At 49.0% G+C, this 25,629-nt stretch carries 20 protein-coding genes; 10 read left to right on the forward strand and 10 right to left on the reverse strand.

Annotation, left to right across the window (positions count from 1 at the left end):
- Position 1: 1 nt before the first annotated feature.
- Positions 2 to 706: an ABC transporter ATP-binding protein gene (locus MKX42_RS30505; protein ID WP_340757897.1), complete on the reverse strand. Its 705-nt coding sequence runs from the start codon at positions 704 to 706 to the stop codon at positions 2 to 4.
- Positions 707 to 805: 99 nt separating this feature from the next.
- Between MKX42_RS30505 and MKX42_RS30510 the strand changes: the two genes are divergently transcribed.
- The 4 genes from MKX42_RS30510 to MKX42_RS30525 all read left to right on the forward strand — a co-directional run bounded on the left by MKX42_RS30510 (position 806) and on the right by MKX42_RS30525 (position 4,259).
- The gene (locus tag MKX42_RS30510; protein ID WP_340757041.1) at positions 806 to 1,174 is read left to right on the forward strand and encodes a GntR family transcriptional regulator; all 369 of its coding nucleotides are present in this window, start codon (positions 806 to 808) and stop codon (positions 1,172 to 1,174) included.
- Between the two features lie 5 nt (positions 1,175 to 1,179).
- A complete protein-coding gene (locus MKX42_RS30515; protein ID WP_340757042.1) occupies positions 1,180 to 2,049 on the forward strand; it encodes an ABC transporter ATP-binding protein in 870 nt (289 codons plus the stop codon).
- A gap of 1 nt (position 2,050) precedes the next feature.
- On the forward strand, positions 2,051 to 2,734 hold the full coding sequence (locus MKX42_RS30520) for a hypothetical protein (protein ID WP_340757043.1): 684 nt from the start codon (positions 2,051 to 2,053) through the stop codon (positions 2,732 to 2,734).
- Positions 2,735 to 3,038: 304 nt separating this feature from the next.
- A complete protein-coding gene (locus MKX42_RS30525; RefSeq protein WP_340757044.1) occupies positions 3,039 to 4,259 on the forward strand; it encodes an MFS transporter in 1,221 nt (406 codons plus the stop codon).
- Positions 4,260 to 4,356: 97 nt separating this feature from the next.
- On the opposite strand, the gene MKX42_RS30530 is transcribed toward MKX42_RS30525, so the two are convergent.
- Together MKX42_RS30530 and MKX42_RS30535 are read right to left on the reverse strand one after the other, a co-directional pair.
- Complete coding sequence (locus MKX42_RS30530; protein ID WP_340757058.1) at positions 4,357 to 5,187, reverse strand: CPBP family intramembrane glutamic endopeptidase; 831 nt, start codon at positions 5,185 to 5,187, stop codon at positions 4,357 to 4,359.
- 19 nt (positions 5,188 to 5,206) lie between these two features.
- Positions 5,207 to 5,779, reverse strand: coding sequence for a TetR/AcrR family transcriptional regulator (locus MKX42_RS30535; RefSeq protein WP_340757060.1), 573 nt, complete (start codon positions 5,777 to 5,779; stop codon positions 5,207 to 5,209).
- A gap of 274 nt (positions 5,780 to 6,053) precedes the next feature.
- Here MKX42_RS30535 and MKX42_RS30540 point away from each other — a divergent pair, with 274 nt between their 5' ends.
- The 5 genes from MKX42_RS30540 (at position 6,054) to MKX42_RS30555 (ending at position 12,138) form a co-directional block, all read left to right on the forward strand.
- Positions 6,054 to 7,931 (forward strand): leucine-rich repeat domain-containing protein, encoded by a 1,878-nt coding sequence (locus tag MKX42_RS30540; RefSeq protein ID WP_340757061.1) that lies wholly within the window; start codon positions 6,054 to 6,056, stop codon positions 7,929 to 7,931.
- A gap of 194 nt (positions 7,932 to 8,125) precedes the next feature.
- Positions 8,126 to 9,964 carry an HSP90 family protein gene (locus MKX42_RS30545; protein WP_340757063.1) on the forward strand — a complete coding sequence of 613 codons (1,839 nt, stop codon included), beginning with the start codon at positions 8,126 to 8,128 and terminating at the stop codon, positions 9,962 to 9,964.
- Positions 9,965 to 11,023, forward strand: a complete 1,059-nt coding sequence (locus MKX42_RS30550) for a hypothetical protein (protein ID WP_340757065.1) — start codon at positions 9,965 to 9,967, stop codon at positions 11,021 to 11,023.
- 219 nt (positions 11,024 to 11,242) lie between these two features.
- Positions 11,243 to 11,317, forward strand: coding sequence for a putative holin-like toxin (locus tag MKX42_RS33530; RefSeq protein WP_442792678.1), 75 nt, complete (start codon positions 11,243 to 11,245; stop codon positions 11,315 to 11,317).
- A 326-nt stretch (positions 11,318 to 11,643) separates the two neighbouring features.
- Positions 11,644 to 12,138, forward strand: coding sequence for a helix-turn-helix domain-containing protein (locus tag MKX42_RS30555; protein WP_340757066.1), 495 nt, complete (start codon positions 11,644 to 11,646; stop codon positions 12,136 to 12,138).
- 59 nt (positions 12,139 to 12,197) lie between these two features.
- Here MKX42_RS30555 and MKX42_RS30560 read toward each other — a convergent pair whose 3' ends face one another.
- Both MKX42_RS30560 and MKX42_RS30565 read right to left on the reverse strand, forming a co-directional pair.
- Positions 12,198 to 12,431, reverse strand: coding sequence for a hypothetical protein (locus MKX42_RS30560; RefSeq protein WP_340757068.1), 234 nt, complete (start codon positions 12,429 to 12,431; stop codon positions 12,198 to 12,200).
- Positions 12,432 to 12,437: 6 nt separating this feature from the next.
- Positions 12,438 to 13,301 carry an AraC family transcriptional regulator gene (locus MKX42_RS30565; RefSeq protein ID WP_340757069.1) on the reverse strand — a complete coding sequence of 288 codons (864 nt, stop codon included), beginning with the start codon at positions 13,299 to 13,301 and terminating at the stop codon, positions 12,438 to 12,440.
- A 145-nt stretch (positions 13,302 to 13,446) separates the two neighbouring features.
- Here MKX42_RS30565 and MKX42_RS30570 point away from each other — a divergent pair, with 145 nt between their 5' ends.
- Complete coding sequence (locus tag MKX42_RS30570) at positions 13,447 to 14,202, forward strand: SDR family NAD(P)-dependent oxidoreductase (RefSeq protein ID WP_340757071.1); 756 nt, start codon at positions 13,447 to 13,449, stop codon at positions 14,200 to 14,202.
- A 128-nt stretch (positions 14,203 to 14,330) separates the two neighbouring features.
- Here the strand turns inward: MKX42_RS30570 and MKX42_RS30575 are convergent, their stop codons facing one another.
- The 5 genes from MKX42_RS30575 to MKX42_RS30595 form a co-directional block, all read right to left on the reverse strand.
- On the reverse strand, positions 14,331 to 18,368 hold the full coding sequence (locus MKX42_RS30575) for an S-layer homology domain-containing protein (protein WP_340757073.1): 4,038 nt from the start codon (positions 18,366 to 18,368) through the stop codon (positions 14,331 to 14,333).
- A gap of 399 nt (positions 18,369 to 18,767) precedes the next feature.
- A complete protein-coding gene (locus MKX42_RS30580) occupies positions 18,768 to 23,069 on the reverse strand; it encodes an S-layer homology domain-containing protein (protein ID WP_340757075.1) in 4,302 nt (1,433 codons plus the stop codon).
- Between the two features lie 63 nt (positions 23,070 to 23,132).
- A complete protein-coding gene (locus MKX42_RS30585) occupies positions 23,133 to 23,945 on the reverse strand; it encodes a DUF6273 domain-containing protein (protein ID WP_340757076.1) in 813 nt (270 codons plus the stop codon).
- Positions 23,946 to 24,131: 186 nt separating this feature from the next.
- Positions 24,132 to 24,713: a Type 1 glutamine amidotransferase-like domain-containing protein gene (locus MKX42_RS30590; protein ID WP_340757078.1), complete on the reverse strand. Its 582-nt coding sequence runs from the start codon at positions 24,711 to 24,713 to the stop codon at positions 24,132 to 24,134.
- A 444-nt stretch (positions 24,714 to 25,157) separates the two neighbouring features.
- Positions 25,158 to 25,364, reverse strand: a complete 207-nt coding sequence (locus MKX42_RS30595) for a transcriptional regulator (protein ID WP_340757080.1) — start codon at positions 25,362 to 25,364, stop codon at positions 25,158 to 25,160.
- Between the last annotated feature and the right edge of the window lie 265 nt (positions 25,365 to 25,629).

The following is a 25,629-nucleotide window of genomic DNA, read 5'->3' on the forward strand; positions in this document are numbered from 1 at the left end:
CTCACCACTCAATCCCTTCAGCACTTTGTCTGTGTTCATTCATCGTAATACTTTCAATTCTGCCGCTCTTCACTTTAATGATCTTGTCCGCCATCTGGGCAATCGCCGAATTATGCGTGACCAGCACGACGCATTTGTGCGTCTCCCTGTTCAAGTCCTCCAGAAGCTTCAATACGGCTTTGCCCGTCACATAATCAAGTGCCCCGGTGGGTTCATCACAGAGCAGAAGCAGCGGATTCTTGGCAACGGCTCTGGCGATCGCCACCCGCTGCTGCTCGCCCCCGGATAGCTGGGACGGGAAGTTCCGGTTCCGGCTGCTTAACCCCACCTTATGCAGTACCTCCTTGGCATCCAGATGATCCTTGCACACCTCAGCAGCAAATTCGACATTCTCCAGTGCATTCAAGTTGGGGATAAGGTTGTAGAACTGGAACACAAAGCCAACCTTCTCCCCGCGGTAGCGGGTCAATTTCTTCTCGCTGTATTTCGTGATGTCCTGGCCACCCACAAGAACTTGGCCTGATGTAGCCGCATCCATGCCTCCCAGAATGTTAAGAATAGTGCTTTTACCTGCTCCGCTTGCTCCTAGTACAACGACGAACTCCCCTTCGGATATGGAGAAGTCTACGCCGTCAAGCGCCCGGATGGTCACCTCCCCAACTTGATACTCTTTGGCTACATCCTTGAACTCAATCAGCTTATTCACTGCTGCTTCCATCCCCTCTGCTTCTCTGAAAGGTCTACAACCGCATGACTGGGGCTGTTATTTACGCCTTCAGTATGTTAGAGGACGAATGGTGAAGCCATGACCATCACTTTTGACGATAATCTACCGATATTCCAGCAAGTCGCCCATATCATTGAGGATGATATTCTGAACGGCACGTTTCAGGTGGACGAGCAGATTCTTTCGGTTGTCCAGTTCTCCCAGCTGTTTCAGATTAATCCGGCCACTGTGGTTAAGGGGATTGGCTTATTGGTTAATGAGGAGATCCTGTACAAAAAAAGAGGGCTGGGCATGTTTGTCGCGGCCGATGACAAAGAGAAAATTCACTTGAAACGAAGAGAGCGGTTTACGAAAGAGCTCTTGTCCGATCTGCTGAACGAAGCCGACAAGCTTGGGCTGACCACCGGAGATATCATTGACATGATCACACAACTGAGAAAGGACTGAAATCCGTGAGTATAGCATTAGCTTGCGGCCATCTGACCAAATCCTTCGGCTCTGCTCCGGCTCTGCGGGCGCTGGATCTACAGCTGGAGGAAGGCGTCATTTACGCATTGCTCGGGCGAAACGGTGCCGGCAAAACCACTTTACTGAATACCATTGCGGGTGGAATTGCGGCAGATTCCGGTACGATTGAGGTTGGCGGGAGGCGGCTGCGCAGGGGAGAATTGCCGAAGGACTTGTGCTATGTGCGCGATCACTACCAGCACTTCGGGGGAGCGAGAGTCATCGAAGCTTTGCAGATCGCCGCAGCTTTTTATCCCAGATGGGATGGGTCTTATGCCCGCGAACTGCTTGACCTTTTTCTAATTGATAAGGACCAGAAGATCCGGCAGCTCTCCAGCGGTAACCAGTCGCTGCTCCAGAATGTAATCGGACTGGCCAGCCGGGCGCAGTTAACCTTATACGACGAGCCTGTGCTACGCCTTGATGTGTTGATGAGGGAACTGTTCTACAAGGCACTTATGGAGGATTACGCCAATTATCCGCGCACGATTCTGCTGTCCACGCATTTGATCGATGAGATCGCACCGGTCGCTGAGAGAATGATTATCCTTGAGTCAGGCTCCCTCCTGCTTCAGGATGATATGGAGCAATGCCGCCAGTCGGCTTATCTGATCCGGGGACATTCGGAGGCTGTAGCTTCTTATACATCCGGCAAACGGGTAATCTACCGCGAGGACTATGGAAGAGGTACGCTGGCCGCTCTTTACGAGAAGCTGAGTGACAAGGATAAACGGTTAGCCCGTGAGCAGGACATATCGCTTGAAGCGCTGAGTCTGCAAAAGCTATTCCTGTATTTGATCGAGGGAGGTCTCTAGATTGAGTGCGTTGACCGTTCATTTAAAAGCAACCTACAGACAGCTTAAACTATATATCTGGCTGGTTCCGATGATTATTGTGCTTGGCCGGACGACAGAGCTTATGATTACCCTCCTGACAGACACGATGGGTGCCTCCCGTCTATCCGAGAGCAATATGCTTATTCTTCTATTGCCATTGTTCGCCGTCACGCTGCCGCTGAGCTATTACAAACGAATTGTTCATTTGGGCGCCAGCCGGGTGCAATATTATAGGGGGATGCATGCCGTTTTTGCCGTCTGGGCGGCAGCCGTCGCCTTGGTGAACTCCCTATGGCTCGCCTTGCAGGTCCATGTTTTTCACAATTATGATAACGCCATTGATCTGATCGCCGCCTTTCATTGGAACGACTATGGCTTTGCCGGTTCTTTTCTGTATCAAACAGCCTTTTACCTGATGGTAATGGCTTTGCTGAGTATGCTGGTCTCGGGATTCTTCACCCCCGCAGGCTGGCTGCTGTCTATACTGATTGTTGCGGCCATTCCGGTTGGAACAGCAATCCCTGAGCTCCGGGTTCACGTGGCCTCCTTCTTCCGCACCTTGCTGCTGAGCGATTCTCTGTTACTTGGCACCGGGTTCAACCTGCTGCTTTATCTAGTTTTCGCGGCTGGCGGCTGGCTGTTTACGAGAAGACGGATACATTGATGATTGAACCGGGTCCGATCCTATTGACACCCCCAAGATTTCAATGATAAGCTTCGGCTATAAAATTTGAGGAGGATGGCAGCCGATGATTCCACGTATATGGTAAGCACGCCCAACAAAAGCTGATTTCTCACCAAGTGTGGGCTTTTTTTGAGCTGCTGCTATTTACGTTAAGGACATCGGTTGCGATCCGCTACGGCTTATTTCACTATGCCCGGTTTCGCACTGTCCCATCATGTAATTGTTGCAGACCCAAGCCCCTATGCGGACTTGGGTCTGTCTTTATTAGGGAGGGTACAAACTTATGAATATTCAATGGAAAAAGACGTTCGCCTTCATCTTCAGCGGGCAAATCTTCTCAATACTAACTTCTGCAATGGTTCAATTCTCCATTATCTGGCACTTGACCGCGACGACGGGTTCGGCCGCCGTGTTAATGCTTGCCGGTCTGGCCGGGTTCCTGCCGCAAGCGCTCTTAGGCCCGTTCATTGGTGTCTGGCTGGACCGGTGGAACCGTAAGCTCACCATGATCGCCGCGGACAGCGCCATTGCACTAACCAGTCTGATTCTGGGTGCTTATTATCTATGGGGCGAGCCCAACCTATGGATTGTGTATTCCATCCTGCTCATTCGTTCGGCAGCTTCGTCCTTCCATGCCCCTTCGTTTCAGGCTGCGATTCCTCTGATTGCGCCGGAAGACCAGCTCACGCGGGTGGCAGGCTGGAACCAGCTCATCTTCTCCGCTTCCAGCGTCCTTGGACCAGCGCTTGGAATAGCGGTATACTCGGCTACTTCACTAGGAACAGTGTTACTTTTAGATGTGGCAGGTGCCTTAATCGCTAACCTTATGCTTCTGTTCGTTCAGATTCATCAACCGAAGCCGGAAATGGTAGAGACTCCTTCGTTCCGCAAGGAGTTCATTCTTGGCTGGAGAGCATTCCTGTCACACAAGCCCATTGTAACGATAACGGTTGCCATGGCGGTCTTCAGCGTTGTATTCATGCCGCTGGCGATGCTGTTTCCCTTGATGACGCTATCCCATTTCGGACGCGGCGGTTACAGTGCCAGCCTGATTGAGGCCGTATTCGGGATGGGGATGATCCTTGGCGGTGCGCTGCTGTCAGTGCTTGCCTCCAAGTGGAAGGACACCACCTACATGAGTGTGAGTCTGGTTGTGATTGGGCTCACCTGTGTCCTGAGCGGGATGGCCGGGCGCGAGGCATTCCTTGCTTTTACCATCCTCTCGTTCCTGATGGGTGCCGCAGCACCCTTGTTCAACGGCCCTTACATGGCGATGATCCAGAAGTCTTATGAGCCTGAGCTCCTGGGGCGCGTGCTCTCCTTCGTGACGAGTATCGGACTCTTGTCTTCTCCGGTCGGGCTTGCACTGGCGGGTCCAGTGGCCGGCCGGTTCGGCGTTCCGTTCTGGTTCTTCTGGTCGGGGATCGTTGTGGTCCTGATTGGATTATTCGTATTTGTCAGGTTCGCGGGGAAAGGTACAGACAAGCAACCTGCTAGTAAGTAAATGATGCTAAATAGACCGTCCTCCTGTAAGTGGGAAGGCGGTCTATTTGCCTTACATCAGCGCTATTCGCCCGAACTGCCGCAGGACTTCACCAAGTTTATCTATCTGCAAAGCGCTTCAACCGTCTAGATCTGAGCCATAAGCCGAATCCGATGAACAGAATCGTTGTAAACACGCCGGTCGTCGGGCTAAACCACAGTTCGCCTGCCGGCGTGAAGGTAATGATCCCCGCAACCGATACCAGCAAAGTAGGCACTCCATCCTCCACTGCGTGCATGAGTACACACGGCCACACCGATTGTGTAAGACGATAGATTTCAACATACATGATGGACCAAGCAACCATCAGCACACATCCTATGATGACATAGCCCCATCTCGTGGTTGTCCCGAAGTAAGTATCCGGCAGGAAAACCAGATAATAAGCCGTATGCCACAGCGCCCAGACCAGACCGGACACAAGATAGATCATCCAGTCATTCAGCTTCAACGCGATCAGCTTCGGAGTCAGGTAGCCGCGCCAGGCGAATTCCTCGAAGATGTTCTTAACAAAGCTGCCAGCGAGCGATATCCCAACCAATGACAGAATCGTATGTAGTTCGACCTCTGAAGCGTTGGCGCTATTAAATAGCAGAGCAAGCCCCACCACAATAACCATGATTACCGGATAGACGGCAAAGGCTGCACCGTACCACTTCCTATTTTCTCTAAAATTGAACCTTACGCCAATATCCTTCCAATCACGGTTCACCAGCCGCAGTACGAGCATGGCGATCATCGGCAATATCAGCCATACGCCCATTCCCAGCGAATTCCCTTCCGGCTGATCCGGCAGCTTCGTATCCACCCATACCCCAATCCAGCCGCTGGCCAGCACAATAACGATGAACAATAGAAGACTAAGCTTATTTGTTCTACCTGCTGTCATATGATCATCCCCTCCGGGTTCAAGATTTCTCCGAGCTACGCTTCGCTGTGCTGATGACATCCTCTGCCGCGCTGTTCAATAGCTGAATCATCTGTTCCTCCGTATAATCGTCCGGCAGCAATTCGTTCGCAACCATTACACTCATCCCGACCTGGAACATCTTCATCTTGAGCAAAATCATCCTCAGTTCATCATCGGTTAATCCATTCAGATCCGGGTCCGTTCGCATCATCTGAATGAACCCTTGCGTCTCTGCCTCATTGTGTTTCACCTGACCGTCCTTCTTCATCACCAGATCCCGGAACAGCACCGGATACTCCCTGGCAAAACGGATGCTGGCCACCCCGATATCGTGGAACGGATGCCCGGAGTTCTGCTCCAGCAGAATCTGTCTGCTCACCGTAAGCGTTCTCTGATACACTTCCTCCACCAGTTCACCAGCCTCTTCGAAATTGACATAGATGGGGGCGATGGAGCCTCCCAGCTTCTCCGCCACCTTGCGGATGGTCACGGCATCTAATCCTTCAGTCCTCGCAATCTCAAACGCCGCATCGATGATTTGTTCTTTGGTGTACTTTTTTTTGGGTGCCACGGGCTTCCTCCTGAAATAGAGCATTAAATGCATAACTAATGATATATATCAGATGATATATATAAAACGTCCCAGGTGTCAACCTAATCTTAACGGCTTGATTCTCCTTTTTAACAACTGTTGTGTTCTGAGCATTTATTCATATAGAATCAAATTATCAGCTTCTCTCCAGAGAATAATGGAACAAATCAGCGTAACTCACGTAAATTCCGATAAGTTAATTCAAGTGATACCGGCGCAATTTCATCATCACATCATGAAGGAGGCGGAGCCCGTGGCATTTATCCCGTTAAATTGTCCCAATTGCAGCGGAAGAATTGAATACAAGGAAGGCGCGATTCTCAAGTGCCCTTATTGCCAGACCGAGCTTCTGCTCAAGCAAAATAATGTCTACTATGTGGATCAGACCATTAATCATTATCACGGGGCACCCCCTCCCAAGGCCGCGCCGAAGCCACCCGTCTCCGTCTCTATCCCCATTAGGCTTGTGCTAATTCTGCTGCTGGTGCTGGGCGGGGCCATCGGTACTTATTTCTATTACAGCCTCAGCTCTCCGCAGCAGTCAACCAAGGCTAATCTGTCTGTACGGACGATGCCCGAAAGCGAGGTCCTGCTCACCTTCCTGCGGGAGACCCTGGGTAAAGGCTCTGCCATGCCGACAGAGGAGGAATTGGCCTCATTGCGTTATTTAACTGTGGAGCGTTCGAAGAATGACCAGTGGCAGTTCACTTACAGCTTCTCCGATCCGTTCAGTGATGCGCAGGCCGAGAAGCTCACTTATGTGACTCAGGATAAGCGGCTGAATACCCAGCGGATTGATCAACGGGATTTCGAAGCCTTCAAGGGACTGACGGCACTGAACCTGACGAATACCTACGAGATCAACCAGGCGGACCAGACAACGCTTGCCCATATGCCCGGATTAAAAAGCTATGGCGGCGCCTTCAACGAATCCTTCAGCACCTTCTCCGGTTATTTCGGCGATAAATCTAAAATTACGGAGCTGTCCACCCAGCTGCGCAGTAATCAGGAAGTGGCCCTGCTGCTGGAATTTCCCAATCTAAGCTCACTATCCATTACCTATGTGGATGAGTCTATAACGGATTTGCATCTGCTTAATAAGCTGCCGCTGAAGTCCCTGTCCCTTACCTTCGTCAATGACCTGGGGTGGTTATCGTCCATGACCGGGCTGTCTTCTCTGGCTATCTATCACAGTGAAACCACAGATCTGCAGCCGTTATACGCCTTAACCGGGCTCCAGGAGCTTAAGCTTTCCTATTTATCCAATGTGAAGTCGATCGACTTCCTGCAGAACATGCCTGCACTGCAGACGCTTGATCTCGAAAATGTGAATTTCTCCAGCCTGGAGCGTCTGGCCGGCAAAACCTCTATTACCTCGCTCCGCCTGGCTTCCTTAAGCCAGCTTGGCTCGGTAAAGGCCGTGAATAGCTTGTCCTCGCTGCGGGAATTCACCTTGGACGGTTATTACGAGCAACCAGACAGCCTTACTTTGCCGGGCGTCAAACGGGTGGAAATCCCAGCTTCCTTCCTCTCCGGGCTGAAGGCCCCTGCGGTAACGGATCTGACACTCCGGGGCGGAAGCGGGGAGCTTAATATGGCTGAGCTGAAGAAATTCCCTGAGCTTGGAGAGCTGTCCCTCTGGGGGGTTGATGAAATGGCTGGTCTCGCCGCCCTCGACAAATTGCCCCGCCTACAGAAGCTAAGCATCTTCGACTCGTCGCTGTATATGGAGAGCGATGCCTTATTCCGTCTGAAGCAGGTGAACACGCTGGTATGCTCGGAATGCCGCCTGAATTTCAAGCAGACAGCAGCAACGAATAGTGTGCTTGAGCATCTGACCTTGGACCGGCCATACTTCTCCATGAACAACAACTCCGTTAGTGAGGTTGACCAGGTGATGCCTTACTTCGCGGGCCTGACTGCCCTGCGTTCCTTCACCCTGCAGGACAACAACCTGGCTTCTCTGGCCTTCATGAGCAAGTGGCAGGCCATCGAGGAGCTTCATCTGGAGAACAACGCGATTTCCAATATAGAGCTGCTAAGTAAGCTGCCTAACCTGCAACAGGTATTCCTATCTGGTAATTCCGTGGCGAACAAGTCCGTGCTTGATGCGGGCGTGCTGGTATATTAATTCCCATGTATACGCAAATAGACCGCCCTCCCGTCAGAGGTTCGCGGTCTATTTTTCAATGATAGAGAACGCTTGGGAATATATGTTTCTCCTCATGCAGATTCTGGGTAATACATAGAGTTGTCTCTGTCTACATAGAAACTGATTGTTGGCATGAAGCATAATCAAAATGATTACAGAACAGGAGAATCAAGATGGAGAACCAAAACCGGGATACCTACCGCTTTCAGGTGAACTTAAGCGGTATGATCAACATTTTGTCTAACCATTTGTATAGCAGCCCGAAGGTATTCTTAAGAGAGCTGCTCCAGAATGGCATCGACGCGATTACTGCACGGCAGGCCTATTCCCCTGCTGGATATGAAGGCAAGATTCATGTCGAGGTCAGCGGAACCTCCACCCGGGCGACTTTATTGGTCGAAGATAACGGAATCGGGTTAAACGAGGCCGAGATTCATGAGTTCCTGGCCATGATCGGACAATCCTCCAAGCGGGGTGAGGACTTCCTCTCCACCAATACCTCTTTTATCGGCCGGTTTGGCATCGGGCTGTTGTCCTGCTTCATGGTGAGTGACGATATCGTCATGGTTACCCAATCGGCCAAGGGCGGCCCTGCCCTGGAATGGCGCGGGAAGCCGGACGGCACCTACACGATCCGCAAGCTCGAGGGACAACATGCTCCTGGTACCAAGGTTTTTTTGCGTTGCAAAGAAGGCTCCGAAGCCTACTTCGAGGAGAACAATCTGCAGGAAGGGCTGTTCCATTACGGCGCTCTGCTGCCTTATCCGATCCAGCTGGTGTCTGACCGTAACACCCGCCTGATTAATCCGTTGACCCCGCCGTGGGTCAAAGATCCGCAGCTGGCCCGGAAGCATCGTGACGAGGTGCTGTCCTTCGGTAAGCAGGTGCTGGGGGAGACATTCCGTGACTTCATCCCTCTGCACACCGCCTCGGGCCGGACGGGAGGCATCGCCTTCATTCTGCCGCACGCGGTTAATCTGAATGCCAAACGCAATCACCGGGTGTACCTGAAGCACATGCTGGTCTCCGAAGCTGCCAGCAATATCCTGCCGGACTGGGCATTCTTCGTGAAATGTCTGATCTGGACCGATGAGCTGCAGCCGACCGCTTCCCGGGAGCATTTCTACGAGAATGCCCAGCTGGAGCAGGTGCGGGAAGAGCTAGGGAACTCCATTCGTCAGGAATTGATGCGGATGGCCGAGTACGACCCGGACCGCCTGCAATCGATCATTTCATTGCACGCCTTATCGATGAAGGCGCTCGCGGTGGAAGATTCGTCGTTCTATTCGATCATTCATGAGTGGTTACCGTTTGAGAGCACGTATGGCAGAAAGACACTTGGTGAGCTGAAACAGCAGCCTCCCCTGTACTTCACGGCGACGCTGGACGAATACCGCCAGATTACCCACGTGGCTTCGGCCCAATCCATGCTGGTGGTGAACGGCGGGTATATTTATGATGCCGAGCTGCTGGCCAGGCTGCCGCTCATTGACCCGGATGTGCAGACAGAACGGCTGCTGCCGGAGGAGGTGTCGTTATCCTTCACCGATATCACTCCTCAAGAGCGGCTGGACTACTATGAATCCGTAAGACTCGCAGACAGTGTACTTCAGAAGTTCCGCTGCCAGGTGCAGCTGCGCCGCTTTAAGCCAGAGGAGATTCCGGTGCTCTACACGCTGTCTGAAGAGTCTGCCCAGTGGCGTGTAATGGAAGCGACCAAAGAAGTGAGCACCGATGCCCTGGCCTCCGTGCTGGGCAGCTTGGGCGCTTCGCTTAAGGAGACGGCATACGCCACACTCTACTTTAACCTGAATAATCCTGTCATCGGGCGGGCCTTTCAACAGGCGAACCAGAAGATGCTGCCCTCCATTGTCGAGATGCTGTACTGCAATGCGCTATTAATGGGACATTATCCGATGAACCGCCAGGAGATCGCGCTGTTGAACCAGGGCATTATTCAATTCATTGATTGGGGATTGACGGCTAACCAAGTCACAGGAGGAGACGAATAGATGAACCTTACCGAGATGGATTTTGACGATCTGATGGAAGAAGCCTATGGCCTGCCCGGAGGCAAGGCTAAGCTTGCGCTGCTGGAGCAGGCGGTACGGGTAGCCGATGCCGCAGGAGATATCGACCAGGGCTATGAGGCCCGCAGCGAAATCGTAGAGCTGGGCAGCTTCCACGGCTATCCGATGAAGGCGCTGGTCGCCTTTTCCTGGCAGCTGGGGCAGTATGACAAGAACCCGGGCCGGTTCGATGATTACAGTCTGATGTGGTCGTACAAGTGGGTGCTGGACCGCATTACCGCTTTTGCAGATATTAGCCGCACTCAGATTGAGAACCTGCTGGAGGATATGAAGACCCGCTACGAAGCCGAAGGCTACAGCAGCCGGACCTATCACTATTACCGGGCGAATATTCTCGAAGATTTCGGGGAGCTGGAAGCTTCACAGGCCGAATGGGCGATTGTCCAGAGCATGGACCGGGACGAGATGAGCGATTGTGAAGCTTGTGAGCAGCATGGATTGGTCGAGTTCCTGGCGAAGCAAGGAGACGATGAAGCAACCGTTAAGGCGGCAGAACCGATTCTTCAGGGGAAAATGAGCTGCGGCGAGGTCCCTCATGTGACCATCACGAAGGTGCTGTTCCCCCTCCTGCGGCTGGGCCGCCAGAAGGAAGCCGATAAGCTGCAGAAGAAAGGCTATAAGCTGGTCAAAGGAAACCGCGATTTCCTGTATCACCAGGGAGAGCATATTGGCTACCTGACCTTAACCGATCCGGTCAAGGCGCTGGAGGTCTTCGAAGAGTATATCGCATCCTCGCTCGATCATGAGAACCCGGCCGATCAGATGATCTTCAACGCTTATTCGGCCAAGATGTTCCGCCGTCTGTCTGAGGAATCCATCCGCTTCCAGGTCAAGCTTCCGGCTGGGCATCCGTGTGAGCGCCAATCCGAAGACGTAGCTTCGCTTGCGAAGTACTTCAAGCAGTTAGCTCTGGCCACAGCGGAGAAGCTGGATAAGCGGAATGGCAACGGCTATTATACTGAGCTGATAGAGAAGCTGTAGGCCTGCGTTCCGGCAGCATCCTATAAGGACAAACGCAAATAAGAGCAGCTCCCGTATTGGGGGCTGCTCTTTGTGTATTTCAAATACGCATTTACGTCAAAAATTCTCCAAATTCAGGAAATACCGAGGCATTTGATATGTTATACTGATTGAGCAATAGAATAGGCTTAAAAGGGTCGGTCGGCTACCTCTCTCAGAAGGGAGGGATGCCTTGTGACAGTGTTTGAAGCAATCATGCTGATGCTAACCTTTGGTTTGCTTATCGTAGCGCTGCTGTCCAATACACACAAATAGACCGCCCTCGACAAAGGCTTGCGGTCTATTTGTCGTATCCTGTTGTTGATGCCTACCGCCCTTAAAAGCGGCTATTGCTCTAGAGAGTCGTGTTAGCGCACGGCTCTCTTAGCATTGTACGCCCGATATGCTTATACTATACCACAGCCGTTAACGCATGTTAACAGTGGTTAACAGATTTGTGAGCACCAGTTCGAAGACGTAGTTGCGCTTCTTTCCAACCCAGTGTTGGAAAATCCTTAGGGATATCCAAGCAACGCTATATGGCAAACGTTAGGCTCCGGATGTACAATGATTCCGTACCAAGCGTAAAGGAGGAACACATAATGAAAACAACGGGTATACATAAGCAATTTCAGGAACTGCGCAAGAACAAGGGAAAGACGCAAGAAGAGCTCGCGGAGGTCTTCGGTGTAACCAATCAAGCCGTATCCAAATGGGAAAGCGGGGCTTGCTATCCGGATACCGCTTTATTACCCGAGATCGCTAATTATTTCGGAGTCAGCCTTGACTTTCTATTCGGCCGTGTCCCGGATATCAATGATCAGAGTGTAGTGAAAGACATCAAGCTTCTGTTTGAACAGACCCCTGCCAAGGAGCGTTTCACGCTGGCCTGCCAGATAGCCTTCTACCTGCATGAGGGCATCGTATCCAATGGTTACAAGGGCTACCTGCCCTGGGACCCGATAAGACGTATGATCAGCAGACTTGGGGAACCTCTATTTGCAGCGAACCGGAAGGAGTTACTATTGCCAGACAAGGGATGCTCTTCTTTTCCGATCACGCCGATAAACGGGAACTCGCTCCAGATCAACTGTTAAGCCTGTACGGTGTGCTTCGGGCCTATGCGGATGCTGACAGATTAACGGTATTATTCGCATTATATCAGTTGACCAGGCATGACTTTGACTCCTTTGTTTCTATGGAGAATATCGTAAGAGCAGCCGGTCTGGATGAGAGAACCATAGGGGATGCATTCCTGCATTTGCCGGTTCACTGCAAAAGGCTTGAGGACAGCAGCATAGGTTACCGGATTGAAGCCAGCAATATGCATCTCCCTGCGCTGCTTATGCTCTTCATGCCGTTCTATTAAGCTGGAATTGGCTCTTGGCATGACCTTCTAATCCCTCATGCTTTCAATTTGTCTTAAGCTCTCCGTGTCACGTGCTGGAGATGCACCGAAGAATCGGGAATACTCTCTACTGAACTGTGAGGGACTTTGATAGCCAACATGATATGCGGCACTTGCTACTGGATAGCCCTCGAAGGCAATGAGGTTTCTGGCCTCCAGGAGCCTTAATTGCTTTTGAAATTGAATAGGACTTAACCCCGTAGCCCGTTTAAACTGCCGGTGAAAGGTATTTATAGCCATCCCCGATTTCGAAGCCAGCTCACCAATGTCTATGGGCCTCATAAAATTACTCCGAAACCATTTTACAATTTGGGATATCCTGGATAAATCACTTTCCCGCTGACCAAATTGCCTCAGATACCCTCCTTGTGGTCCCATCAGTACGCGATACAGGATTTCGCGCTCATAAGCTGGTGCAAGAGCCGGAATATCTCTTGACGCTTTCGATAATCGCAATAAACGCAGCCATGCCTCCATCAATTCAATATCCATGTCGCAAGCTGCGAATTGCCCGGAAGCAGCCGGTAATAGATGCTCTTGGAGATCTCTTAGCAGACTCTGAAGAACATTCTGATTCAACTTGAGACCAAGAGACATGTATGGATGGCCATCACGGTCTGGATGTACAACCGCCGTTGCAGGAACGTGCACTGGTAACACGTAATAAGATGGTCCTGCCAGTTCCGTGCTGCGCCCCCCTATTGATAGAATCTTTCTTCCTTGAACCGTAAAGCCAATCATCGGCTCGTATAGCGCTGCAAGCTGATGATGAGGGATCGCTCCCTTAATCATACTCAGCCCCGGTACTCCGGTTTCAATCTGCCTGGTGCCCGCATCTTTCATCAGATCCATTATTTCTTCAAGGACATTTTTCATGCACATAGTTTATCACACGAATGGTGCTTTTAGGCAATCAATAGGCATTTTCAGGTCTATTTTGGTGGCGCAGCTGCGGCTACAATTAGAACCAAGCCAAACACAAACCAAGGAGGATCTTATGACAATTGCGATAGTAACGGGTGGAAGTAATGGCATTGGAAAAGCGGCGGCGCTGGAGCTTGGCAAGCGCGGAATTAGCGTCATTCTCACCTATAATTCCTACAAGGAACGTGCAGAAGATGTGGTTAAGGAAATTGAGAAAAATGCAGGTGTCCGGGCAGCCGCACTGAAGCTGGATCTGACGCAGATATCAACCTTTGCAGGCTTTATTCAAGAAGTGAAGGAGAGTCTCCAAAACATTTGGAACCGGACAACCTTTGATTACTTGGTGAATAATGGCGGTATCGGCGGACCCATGCTGTTCACTGAGATGAGTGAAGAATATTTCGACAAGATTCTGAATACAAACTTCAAAGGACCTGTTTTTCTAACACAACAGCTTGCCGGATTCATGGAGGACGCCGGAGCTATTGTCAATACCACGAGTTCATCGAAAAATCAATCATTTCCGGGCTACTCCGTCTACGGCTCGTTAAAAGCAGCCTTCTCAACTTGGACCCGCTATATTGCCAAAGAGCTTGCACCGCGCCATATTCGGGTCAACGCCGTGTCGCCTGGTCCTACGCACAGCAATTTCGGCGATGGAGTATTCGATAAACATCCCGAATTCATTAAGCCGCTGGCTGAGCAATCTGTATTTGGCAGAATCGGCCACCCCGAAGATATAGCGAAGGTTATTGTGAGCTTGTTGTCCGATGAGTTCGGGTGGGTTACAGCCCAGGACATTGAAGTGTCTGGCGGACATTTGCTTTAATTCTGCTCAAGTGGAAACGGCTTAGCCGTCCTTTTAAGAAAAGGTCACTGTCCCATATATGCCAAAAGACCGTCCTCCCGGCAAAGAAGTACGGTCTTTTGGACGTATTCTGTTCCTATGCGAATCTCTTACTTATTGTACAATCTGTAGAGGAATACCGCCGCTTCTGCTTTGGTGGTATTGCCGGCCGGATTGATCTTGTTACCGCTGCCTTGGATAAGCCCTTCCTTCACCATGGCGGCTACGCTGCTCATCGCATAGGAAGCCACCTTGGACTTGTCGGAGAATTTCTCCAGATCCGCAGTTGTACCCTGGGTATTCAGCTTTTTCTCCAGCTTCAGGGCCCGTTCGGTCAACACCATCATGTCCTGCCTTGTAATCTTCTGATCGCTGCCGAAGCTGCCGTTGTCGAGGCCATTCGCAATTCCAAGCGCTTTGGCAATGACAAGTTCATTATAGTAGTAAGCATTCTTCTGTACATCGCTGAAATTGCCCTCTGCCTTCGCAGTCAACCCAAGTGCTCTGACAAGGGAATACAGGAAATCCGCTCTGGTGATGTCCGTTGACGGATTGAATAACTGTCCTTCTGTCTTGAGAATATCCTTCGATGCAAGAACTTCGACCGCGTTCTTCGCCCATGTCACCTTTCCGAGATCTGTGAATGTCTTGGATGCGTAAGATACTGCGAAATCGCCGAAATGAGTAGTTGTGAAGGTGACCCTACCAGTCTTGGAAACATACCGTCCGCTTGGTACGGTCATCAACTTTCCACTTTCGTCCATGTACCGGATAACGATCATTTCAGGATTCTTCAATTCATCCGCAGTTGGCTGGTAAGGCACGGATACCGTTACAGGTGCACCGGGATTGCTCCAGGTTGTTTCTTTGCCATCCACCTTAAGGCTAAGCTGAATGAACGGTCTATCGCCTAGAGCCGCCTTTTCTTCCGCTGTGAGCCCCAACTTGTCGCCTTTTCCAATCTCCAGCGCTACTTCCTTGCCGCTGCTTTCAGGTGTGCCTGTCAATAGATTACCGGAAATGACAACCTGACCGAATTCGGTGGAAATAGTCAGTTTGTTATCCTTGGTTCCGCTGGTCAGTGCTGCGGCAGGCAAGCCTACCGAGTATGAATTCACTCCTTGCACGGCAGGAATGTCCAGCGTCACATTTTTCCCGATGAATTCCTTTGCTTGTGCCAGATCCGATACCTTAACTGATGCAGTCGTATTGTTCACTGTTGCCTGCATGGTTACTTTCTGGCCTTCTACAACGGGTGCTGCAGGTGTTGGAGAAACTGCTGGTGCAGACGTTGCATAGGTTCCAGGTGCAGACGTTGCAGGCGCAGGTGTTGCTGGTTCAGGTGTTGGTGATGGTGTTCCAGGCTTGGGAGTGGCCGGAGTCTCCGTCTTACTGTTGGTTACTTTCAGGGTATAGGTCTTTACCCTTCCGTCTACCCCTGTAACCTCAACCTTTATATCTGTTTTGGTGCCCGGTGTCAGCATTATAGCTTCGGAAGCTGTACCGCTGGCAACCACCGTATCGTTGACTTTCAGGGTTGACCTGCTGTCTGCCGCCGCCGCTGTCACGGTAATGCTGCTGGCATCCTTCAGGGACACATCATACTCTGTGGTGGCCGCGTTGAACGCTGGCTCTAGTGTTCCTGCACTCAAGGACAAGCTGCTGAGGTCGGCGTTCACGCTATTAGGTGTATAGACTCCAAGATCGCCAAGGTCGATGGCATTATTCCCGATGGCCTGATATTCGCCAGTAAAATAATCATCCAAATAAGAATGTCCCAGAATGAACCGGTCCGGCTTCATAGCGCCATAGTACCCGGCATTCGCATTACTTTGGCCGTCAAACAGGACATAGCTTCCCTGCCATCCGGAACCGGTTACGCCCCAGCTGATGATGTGATCAATATACGGGGCGAACTTGTTAAACATTTTGTAGAGCAGTGCGTACTGATAACCAAGAGCGTCCGACTGTCTGACATTAAGCACTGCCGGAGCAGTTGCGCCTCCTCCAGGGGCATCGGTCGGCACCTTAAGATCCAGCTCTGAATAGGTAATACCCGACAGCAGGCCCCGGTCAACGAGAGAGGCATAGAGGGCCATCGCATATTGGTTGTCACTTGCAAGGGTCTTACCTACCGCATCATGTCCCTGGATTCCGATATCTTCGATCAGGGGTCTTCCGTCATACAGCGGATCAGAACGCCATGCGGTGTTTAATTCGAGAACCATATTGTATACGGTTCTAGCTTTGCTGCGGGTGGCAAGCCCGTAATCGTTGTAAGTCAGCTTCGGAGGATTGTCAACGATGTAGCTGTCAATGCTGCCTTTGGTGTCGTGTCCATCCAGCTTCATATACTCTGGAAGGTTAGCGTAATTGGCTTTGTAAGCTTCCGCCATCTTGGCGTTGGGGGCCGCGATGTGCGCGTTTTTGAACAGCAGGTATACGTAATGATCGGTGATGTCGCCGCCAATCTGATCATCCGACATGGCAGCAAGCCAGTTAGTATGCTTCAGGCTCGTTCTCCAGCTGTTCGCATCCTTAGGGATAATCTCGCTGTGGCGGCTCTCGTGTACTTCTTCGTTCAGCACATCCCACGAATTGAAAGGAATGACGCCCCGGGCTTCACTGGAGCCGTATTTCGTATCTGTGGTCAGGAAGTGCCGCATCACATACATCGTATGGTTAAACTGCACTCTTCTCGCCATTTCTTTGTCTACCTTAACCGTAGTCGTAACGCCGTTGCCAAGTCCGTAGAACTCGGCACTGCCGTTATACCCGGAGGGCAGGCTTGCAGGGATCATCTGCGCCATCCAACCAGGGGCCTGGTTATACCATGCCAGAACATGACCGTGAGACTTGTACTGTCCAGGAGTTCCCGAATCCCGGATCGCCTGATAAGAGTTAGTCGGGAAGCTGTATTCCGCTAAGCCAGGGGCAGTGGTTGCGCCGTTCATAGCCTCGCCGTTCACGTTCTTCAGCCATTCCGGCCCACGGGGGTGCGTGCCTTCGGCCTTCAGATTGTTGCCGTCGACGAAGATCTCATAGTGATTGGCTCTGGTTCCGGTTACGGGCCCTGTGCCGATCGCGCCGACCATGAACAAGCCATTCTTCTTATTGTACAGACTCTTTAGAGGCGCTACGACACTCTGGTTTTCCTTGTTGACTACGTTCGGAAGGGCCTCGCCATTCGGATCTGGAGCAGTGATCTGGATGTTCGAGACCAGCAGCATACCGGTTTCTGCAGGACGGGAATTCTCTCCATGAAGCTCCAGAACGAAGTTTGAGGAAAGCCCCGTTGAGGCATTAATGCTATGATGCGCCTTCAACCAGGATTCTCCGTTGTAGCTGCCCACCCAGTCCGGATTGAGATTGTTGTATTGGTAATCTCTGAGGTAGCTGTCGCTGGGAGAAGGAGTGTTATTATTATTTCTGATTCTCCATCTCATGAATTTGCCTTGTGCGCTCTTGGGATAGTAGACATCGAATTCAATTGTTGAACCCTCTGTAACATTGACGGCCGGGGACAACGGGGATTCCAGACTTATGCCGCCGAAGGTGCTTTTCCCGTTGTGGGCGTAATTAATCTGGAGCACTTCCGATTTACCTTGGGCATCTGCAAAAGGATACGCGATCGTCTTGAATGTGCCGCCGGCAAAGTCGGCAGGAACGCGGTTGTCCAGCGGAGTTCTAGCCGTCCAGCCGTTAGTGGCCGCAGTAACTTTTACAGAAACCTTACCGGGACCCGGATCAAGACGGAAATAAGGATCGGAGCCGTCTGATTTAATATTTTTGCTGAAATTCATTATTGCTTCTTTAAGTGTTGCAACAGCTTCGTCATTGGGAGTGTTCGCATTACGCGCGAGCTCAATCGCATCATTCAGAGCTTGGAGCTCGTCAACATGCACCCACGGCCAGGCCTGCTTCACATCAGAACCATAAACTGATCCATACACGGAATGGCTGACTTGGAGCGGGAACTCCGTATTGCCGGTTTTTAGAGCTTCGGCCTCTGCAATGAGACCGCTCAGTTCAACGGACGGTTCCTCTCCAGCCGCAGCCGCCGGGACCGGAGTATACGTGAAGATGGAGAACAACATGATGATAACGAGAAGGCGGGAGATGCTGATTACATATTTTCTACTGTTCATCTAAGTTTGACTCCTTTTCTTATGAAGATTCTTACCCTTGGTTACGCCAAGCCTGGCTTGACAGTCAATCCCGCACCTCCCTCTGAACCTAATGGCAGACAATGTTTGTAAACGCATTCACAAAAGCGGATGATTAGGCTGTAACAGCTTTCATATTAGCAACTGGAAGGGAAAGTCTAAATACGGGAAATGCACGAATGATTTTAATATATTACGAAAATAGACACACTTCTCAGCCGAGTCTGACAGTAAAAAGGAAATATGGTGCAGGAATGGGATTTGGTGAACGCAAATAGACCGCCCTCCCACCAAAGGTTTGCGGTCTATTTGTCGTGTCCTGTTTATAACTCTGCGTATTCTATTCGAGCGCTTGTCAAGGTTCAATCCCCAGGTTCGGGGTTACTTATGATGGTAATTTTCCAGTTCGTGCAGAACCGTTGCGCTCTCTGCGCGTGTAAAGTAACCTTTCGGATCAAATAATTGATTTTCTTTGCCTTTGAGCACACCCGCATTTGACCAGTATGCCACCGCATCAATCGCCCAAGCCGAAATTTCTTTCTTGTCGGTATATGCAAGGGATAACCCTGTAACCGGCGGTTTTTTATGAATGTTATACAAAATAACAGCCACTTGCTCGCGCGACAGGTTATCATTAGCCCCAAATCTGCCGTTGCCATAACCAGTAACTATTCCATTCGCCGCTGCCCAGCCGATATATTTGCTGTACCACGCACTTTCGGACACGTCCGTGAACGAAACTTCGCCATAACTCTCCACATCAGCTCTATAGTATCGTGCCAGCATCGCTACAAATTCAGCCCTTGTAACTGGCTTAGCTGCAGCAAATTCCCCGTTCCCTATACCGCTTACGATTCCATTCTTAACGGCCCACATAATGTGTTCATAGTACCATGCACCCTCAGCAACATCCGTGAATGTATTTATAAATGCAGGTTCGTCTGATTTAATCAGGGAGTCTCCTTGTACTACAATTACACTCTTAGTAATGCTTGAGCCATTGTAGTTACCTTCACCCGGATAAGATATAACTATCGTGTGTTTGCCTACAGCCAAATTAGATAATGTGTATACTTCACCAGATTTTGCATCAGTGACGGCGACACCATTAACCGTTAACTTCAGTGCTTTCGATAACTTTATCGAGCCTGAATTCAGCACGGGTGTAAACGAATAAACCTCACCCCGTTTGATTGTATCTTTAGCATCCGGAAGCGACAGCGAAGTGGATTCCATACTAATGGATAGCTGCGGTGCAGGCGGATTATATCCTCCTCCTCCTCCAGATGCTTCTGCTCTTGTTACTGTTATCGTGTATGTCTTCTTTGACTTGTTATCCTTAGCAGTAACGGCTACGTTTATCGTATTTTCCCCAACACTCAGAGATTTCAAGCCTATTCCGCTAATGGTAGCGCCAGGATCACTGGAGGCCGCAGTTACTGTTATGCTTGAAATGCCATTACCAACACTTGCAGTATAACCGGTATGCTCCGGACTGAACGCAGGTGTAAAAGCGATATCCTTACCAAGCGAGAGCGTAGCCAGATTAGCATCACTTGAGACTGTACTTACAAATCTGGCGGTTATATTCGAATCACTATCCACGCGGAATCTATACGCTGCATCTTTAGATATAAGCACCTTATCATCCTTATACCAACCCAGGAACTGACTATCGTCATACGCAGTTGCTTCAACTTGGGCAAATGTTCCCAGCTGTCTCGTACCAGAACCCTGCACCAATCCAAGCCTTTCATCATTCGTTGAAGCATTTATTGTAAAATAGGCAGAAGTAGCCTTTTCACCTGATAAGTCATCACTTGAGGTAATCTCAGTTCCTTTTGTTTCCAAGCGATATACAGTATCCGATGCTTCCTCAGCTGTGTTGTTTAAGGAAGAAGGATTGTACGCCGGCACTACGCCAGAAAGCTCTTGACCGGTTACAATCGGCACATCGTTGTAGTTAATGAGCCTGTTCACTTCACCAGCTTCAGGACTGTATTCATTTATAGAATAAGTCATCCGGTCATCACCAGTAGCCGTAATTACAACCGTATACTTTTCCGATGCAGGCAGGAAGACTAATTTCTCCCCATCCTCATTAAGTGCAGATATAATCGTGCTTACTTCTTGAGGCACATCGTCAATAATCGAGGCGACCAGTTGGTTGTCATTGTTGAACACTTGCACATCAACCGGACAGTTGATCCGCACAATTCTGTACTTGCCGCTTGAGAATCCTACCGCACCGCCAGGTGTATAGTAAGAGTCCATAGATTGCATCCACGCAAGCGCCAGCTCCGGATGATGGGCTTGCCCAATGCCACCGATGTTCTTAACCATTGTCGTTGCCAGGTTCGGATGGTTAGTCAGAACAGCTGCAACCAGGTCTAGCAGAGTAACTACTGCATTATCGAATTCAGTCTGTGAGTAAGCTGTAATTCCAGCCTCGTCCAGACTTTCTTTCAGATACTGGGCGACCTTTTCATAGGCATCCTTTTCATTGTTTCCCCAAGGATTTAGATTGGGCTTAAGCAGCTCATAGGCCAGCCAACCCCATTTACTGGAGAATTTCTCCGTTGCTGCAGCAATTAACTTCTCACTTTGCGATGAACTTGCTCCAAAGAACAGGCCGCATATATCCCTAATTCCGTTTTGGAACTTACCCACAAAGTTCGACCGGCTCTTCAGGAAATCCTTAGTCAGCATTGTGATATACGCATTCAGGAAGGCATTCTGGGACTGGGCGTTCTTCGTATCGTCAATGATACTAATAAACGGATCGCCGCCGGGAAGTATTTTCCACCCGTCAATATTAATCTTCTTCATCAAAAAATCATCTACGACATACGGTGCAGCTTCTTCTAAGGCATTGTAACGCGCAAGCATTTTCGATAAACTTTCGCTGTAGATTTTTTCCGAATCTGTCTCTGCACTTGGAAGCCACTTGTCAATACCATAGCGGGTAAAAGACCACACTGCAGGAGCTACCTTCGGTACTAAATCACTAGGATTAATAATATTAAATATATTTCCGTACACATCACTATTCATGTCGGATAACAGTGCACCTGCTGGCGTTTCGAACGTATAGGCATACATATCTTGGAGTGCAAGTGTTGTTCCAGGGAAGGTTACTCCACCCTCATCAATTTTACCTGCAACCATATTTGCTGTTGCCGCACCACGGCTAAATCCCGTAATCCACAATTTAATGTCGCCTTGGATCTCTTTGTCACTTATGTATTCTTGTAAAAAGGTGAGTACTTGGTCACGGGCCTCACTGAAGCCTTGATGTTGACCACTCTCACCGATAGTAAAGTTACTTGCCCACTCGCTTTCGTATCCGCCTCCGCGAACAGCTAAAGCGACGAGAGTATAATCTTTACCGTCTTCCGTAATTTTCTTGCGGGCTGCAACTGCACCGATAGAGTCTTTTGTCGGCTTTATTTTGAACCAGTCATTCGATTCGAAGTCAGTAAACCCTATGTCGGTTAGAAGGTTATGTGCATTGTTACTTTTATTATCATAGGAGTCACCCACATCTGCACTCGCCCAAGCCGAAAGTTCAAGATTGAGAGACATTGTAGCAAGATGTTCATTGTATAGATATGAGCTATTATAGAAGTAGGAGTCCTCGTAATAATAGGTCGCGCTGTAGTCCCGGCCAACCCCCAGATACTTAAATGTACCGGTTTTCTTGACAATGCTATTAGCCACTTCACCGAACACAAACTCTAAGTCATTTGGATCCTTCACATCATAAAAGTGCTGTGTTGATGTCGCCCAGTCCAGGGCACTCAGCTTGAAGAACTGCGCTACTTCCTTTCCTTCTTCCGGCATGCCCTCAAATGTCTGAAAAAGCCCGATGGTGTTTAGGGTTGCCTTTTTCTTAAGAGCTTCCGCCGCTTCATACGCTACGTTCGCATACGCATATAATCGGATTTCCGTATCCATGCGCCGCCATTTGCTGCCAACCGTACTTTCATCATAGTGACCATTATAATTAGACTTTCCATCATTGGTCATCCCGGTCGTAACAAGAACAACATTTTTCACTGCAGAAGGTTCAGATATGTCACTGATTAGCTTATCCGCAGCTTGAAGTCCGGCTGCAACATTCCGGTTATTTTTTGATGCATAAATACTATCAATTGCTCTCCCTAATGCCTTCACATCAGTTGAAAACGGAGAAACAACGGAAGCTTGGGAGCCTTTATAAGAAACGATAGCCACGTAATTCGTTCCATCTGCAACTTGAGTGGCTTCAATAAATTTCTTCGCAGATGTCTTAACATAATCTATAGCTGTATCAGCAGTGTAAAAAACATGGCCTTTCGAATCTACGAAATCAGAAGAAGCTGATGTATCCAGCACGAGAACAGAATAACGAAGCACTTCGTTCGTAGGCAATGGTAATACTTTTGCTGCTTGGAGCCTCTGATTGGATTGCAGCGGTTGAGCAGCCGTCATATGAACTTGTGGCGGATGAATAGGCAAATAAACCTCACTGGTCACTGTTTGACCTTCTGTAAGATCCTCACCAGAGGAAATTGCCTGCATCATACCAGACATGTTATCCGGTAACTCTTCTGCATAAACCGCTGCATTTAATAGAGGTAATGAAGCCCCTCCCGTTATAAGACAGACTGCAAGTAAAATAATCAATAAACGTTTAAACAACCTAATCATCCTCAATTCTTCTTTATATGATAACGCATATAAGCGGTACCTTCTCTACGTGCATCATTCAATAACAAAAACCTTCTGCCCGCTTATTATGTCTGAACGCTGCTTATACACAGTAGATCCTTCCAAACAAAAAGCCGGGCGGACCCCGCTGTGTATATCCGCACCCCCTGCACCTGTTGCCTTGGGGCCTATGGTAAAAACGATGGAGGTCTCCCAAGTTTCAGGAGTGCGTGTCCAGTATGGATTCGCTTCCTGATTGGGTAAATACGCTACTCTTCTCTTATAATCGTCGTCAAAGAACTTTAGCGTCTTGCCTTCGGCAACACTTGCCCTTGAGTCCGCACCATTCAATTCTTTCAACGACAACAAGAATACTTTACGCGAAATTTCAATCGTACTATTACCTGTAACCCCTATACTAGCTTTGTCCGTAATAGTAATATCGCTACTAACCATAGCCTCTTGTGTTGCCTGACTGAATCTGCTGATAAATTCGCCATTCAGGTATTGATCTATGGAACTATCCTCGTAATATGCTCCGTATTGACTCCGGGCCCACATATGCCTCTCATTCTTATTGAACGGCATCATCGTTTCTAGCAGTTCTCTTCTTAATAGCAGCACATTACCGCCATAGTTCGATGAAACCACAAGGTAGGGTACATACCCGCTGTCTTCTTTGAGATACACCGTGTAGCCTTTCTTCGGATTACGATCATAAGCTAAATCCAGGAGCTGCTCTTTCTTATCTGCTGAGAATAGAAATGTACCTGCCTCCAAGGCAGAAAAAGCATCGCGGCCTTTAAATACAGCTATGCAAAGAAGGCACAGAATCAGAAAAAACCAAACTTTTTTGTTGGTTATCATGGTTAAATTCTCCTAATTAAGAGTTTATCGTACCATCCTATCAAATTAATCCCAATTTGTCTTTGCTCTTATTTCCAGATACTTGTTACAAAAGTGTGCAGAAAAGAAGAAGCCCAAACGAAATTAAAAAACCTGAGTCCCTATGCATACGGACTCAGGTTGCTTTGTTATTGGCCATTGAAATACTTACAGTACTAAGCAGTTTCCATCTTCTATTCGAATAAGTTTATAAGGTTTATCGTCATACTTCTTTAAAATATCTTCTTGTTCTCTATACCGATTGCTATGTGGAAGAACACATCCACTCACTATGCCTATTCCTGTTAAGTCTTCTAGTTGAATTTCATTCCAATCAGGATGAAGTACATAAGCGTGCTCCAGGGATTGCCCAAGTACTGCTGCTCCCGCACTTTGACCCACTATTAAATGTCCTCGATCTCTTAACTTATATATAATCTCGTCAGCCTTTGAACTTCTTAAGTGATACAATAAATAAAAGGGATTCCCTCCATTCAAATAGATCACTTTATACTCAGTTATGCGATTGGCATCCTCAAACTCTACGTCCAAATAATCGACTTGGACTCCCAAACTCTCCAGTAGGCTCTTCGTTCTTACAGCATGATAGTTTTTTTCCTTATAGTCTTTGTCAGCAGTTGTAATAATACAAGCCTTCTTCTCAATTTTTTGCGTATGAATAATTTCATTAAAAAGGGCTACCCCACTTGTGTGGTACAAGCCATTAGAATTTAAGAGAATTGGCATCATTGATTCCCCCTCAATACATAAGGTTTCCGTAATTACGTATAACGTCTTATTTATAAACTTTGTAAATAACTCCATATGTAGAATATTCGCAAAAATCATTAGACTATCCTGCCCGTTAGCTTAATGATGAGGTGTAGTCTAAAACTTTGTTTGGGCTACACTAATCACTATTAATTAAAAAAGGAGACGCGATCCACTCGCGTCCCCATTCCGTCCCCGGGCATCCTCTATATTCACTCAAACCCCTTATAGATCAAGGAGCAAACAGCCTCCACATGCACCGTATGCGGGAACTGCTTTGCCTACTATAGATGCTTGTCAATTGCCTAGACCCTTAATCTATAAGGGTCTTTTCATTTGTGTTCTGAGTGGTTTATGGTCAATTTGGGCGATTCAAAAAGCATTCTGCCCCCAACTTGCCCCCAATAAAAGAGCCGCCCGGGATCACTCCTGCTGCGGCTCTAAATTCTCACGCTTTATCTTCTCTTCAATTGCTTCCAGGATAAAGGCATTACGGCTCATACCCACCGCCTTAGCAGCAGCATCGATATGCTCCCTGTCGCCCTTCTTCACCCATAGTTTTACTTGATCGTAATTTGCGGCGTTGTACTTATCCTTTGCCCGGGTTGAAGCCTTTCCTTGCTGTTCCATATGCTTGTCCCTCCTCTGCTAAAGGATATCACAAAAAATATACTGTTACCAGTATAAAACCTTTGACTTTATGGTGGTACCAGTATATAATAAAGAAGAAGAGAGGAGGTGAACAAGGCATATGAAAGATTGGGCGAACTTAGCAGTCTCCGTAGTGAACTTAGCAACAGCATTAGTCCTTCTCAAGAAAGCGACTAAGGAGACAAACAAAAAAGGAACCACAAAACGCAGCCACCGCGGCAAACGTAAATAGGTTCCCGGAGAG

Origin of the sequence: Paenibacillus sp. FSL R7-0204 (assembly GCF_038002225.1) — a bacterium.
Classification (GTDB): Bacteria; Bacillota; Bacilli; order Paenibacillales; family Paenibacillaceae; genus Paenibacillus_AQ.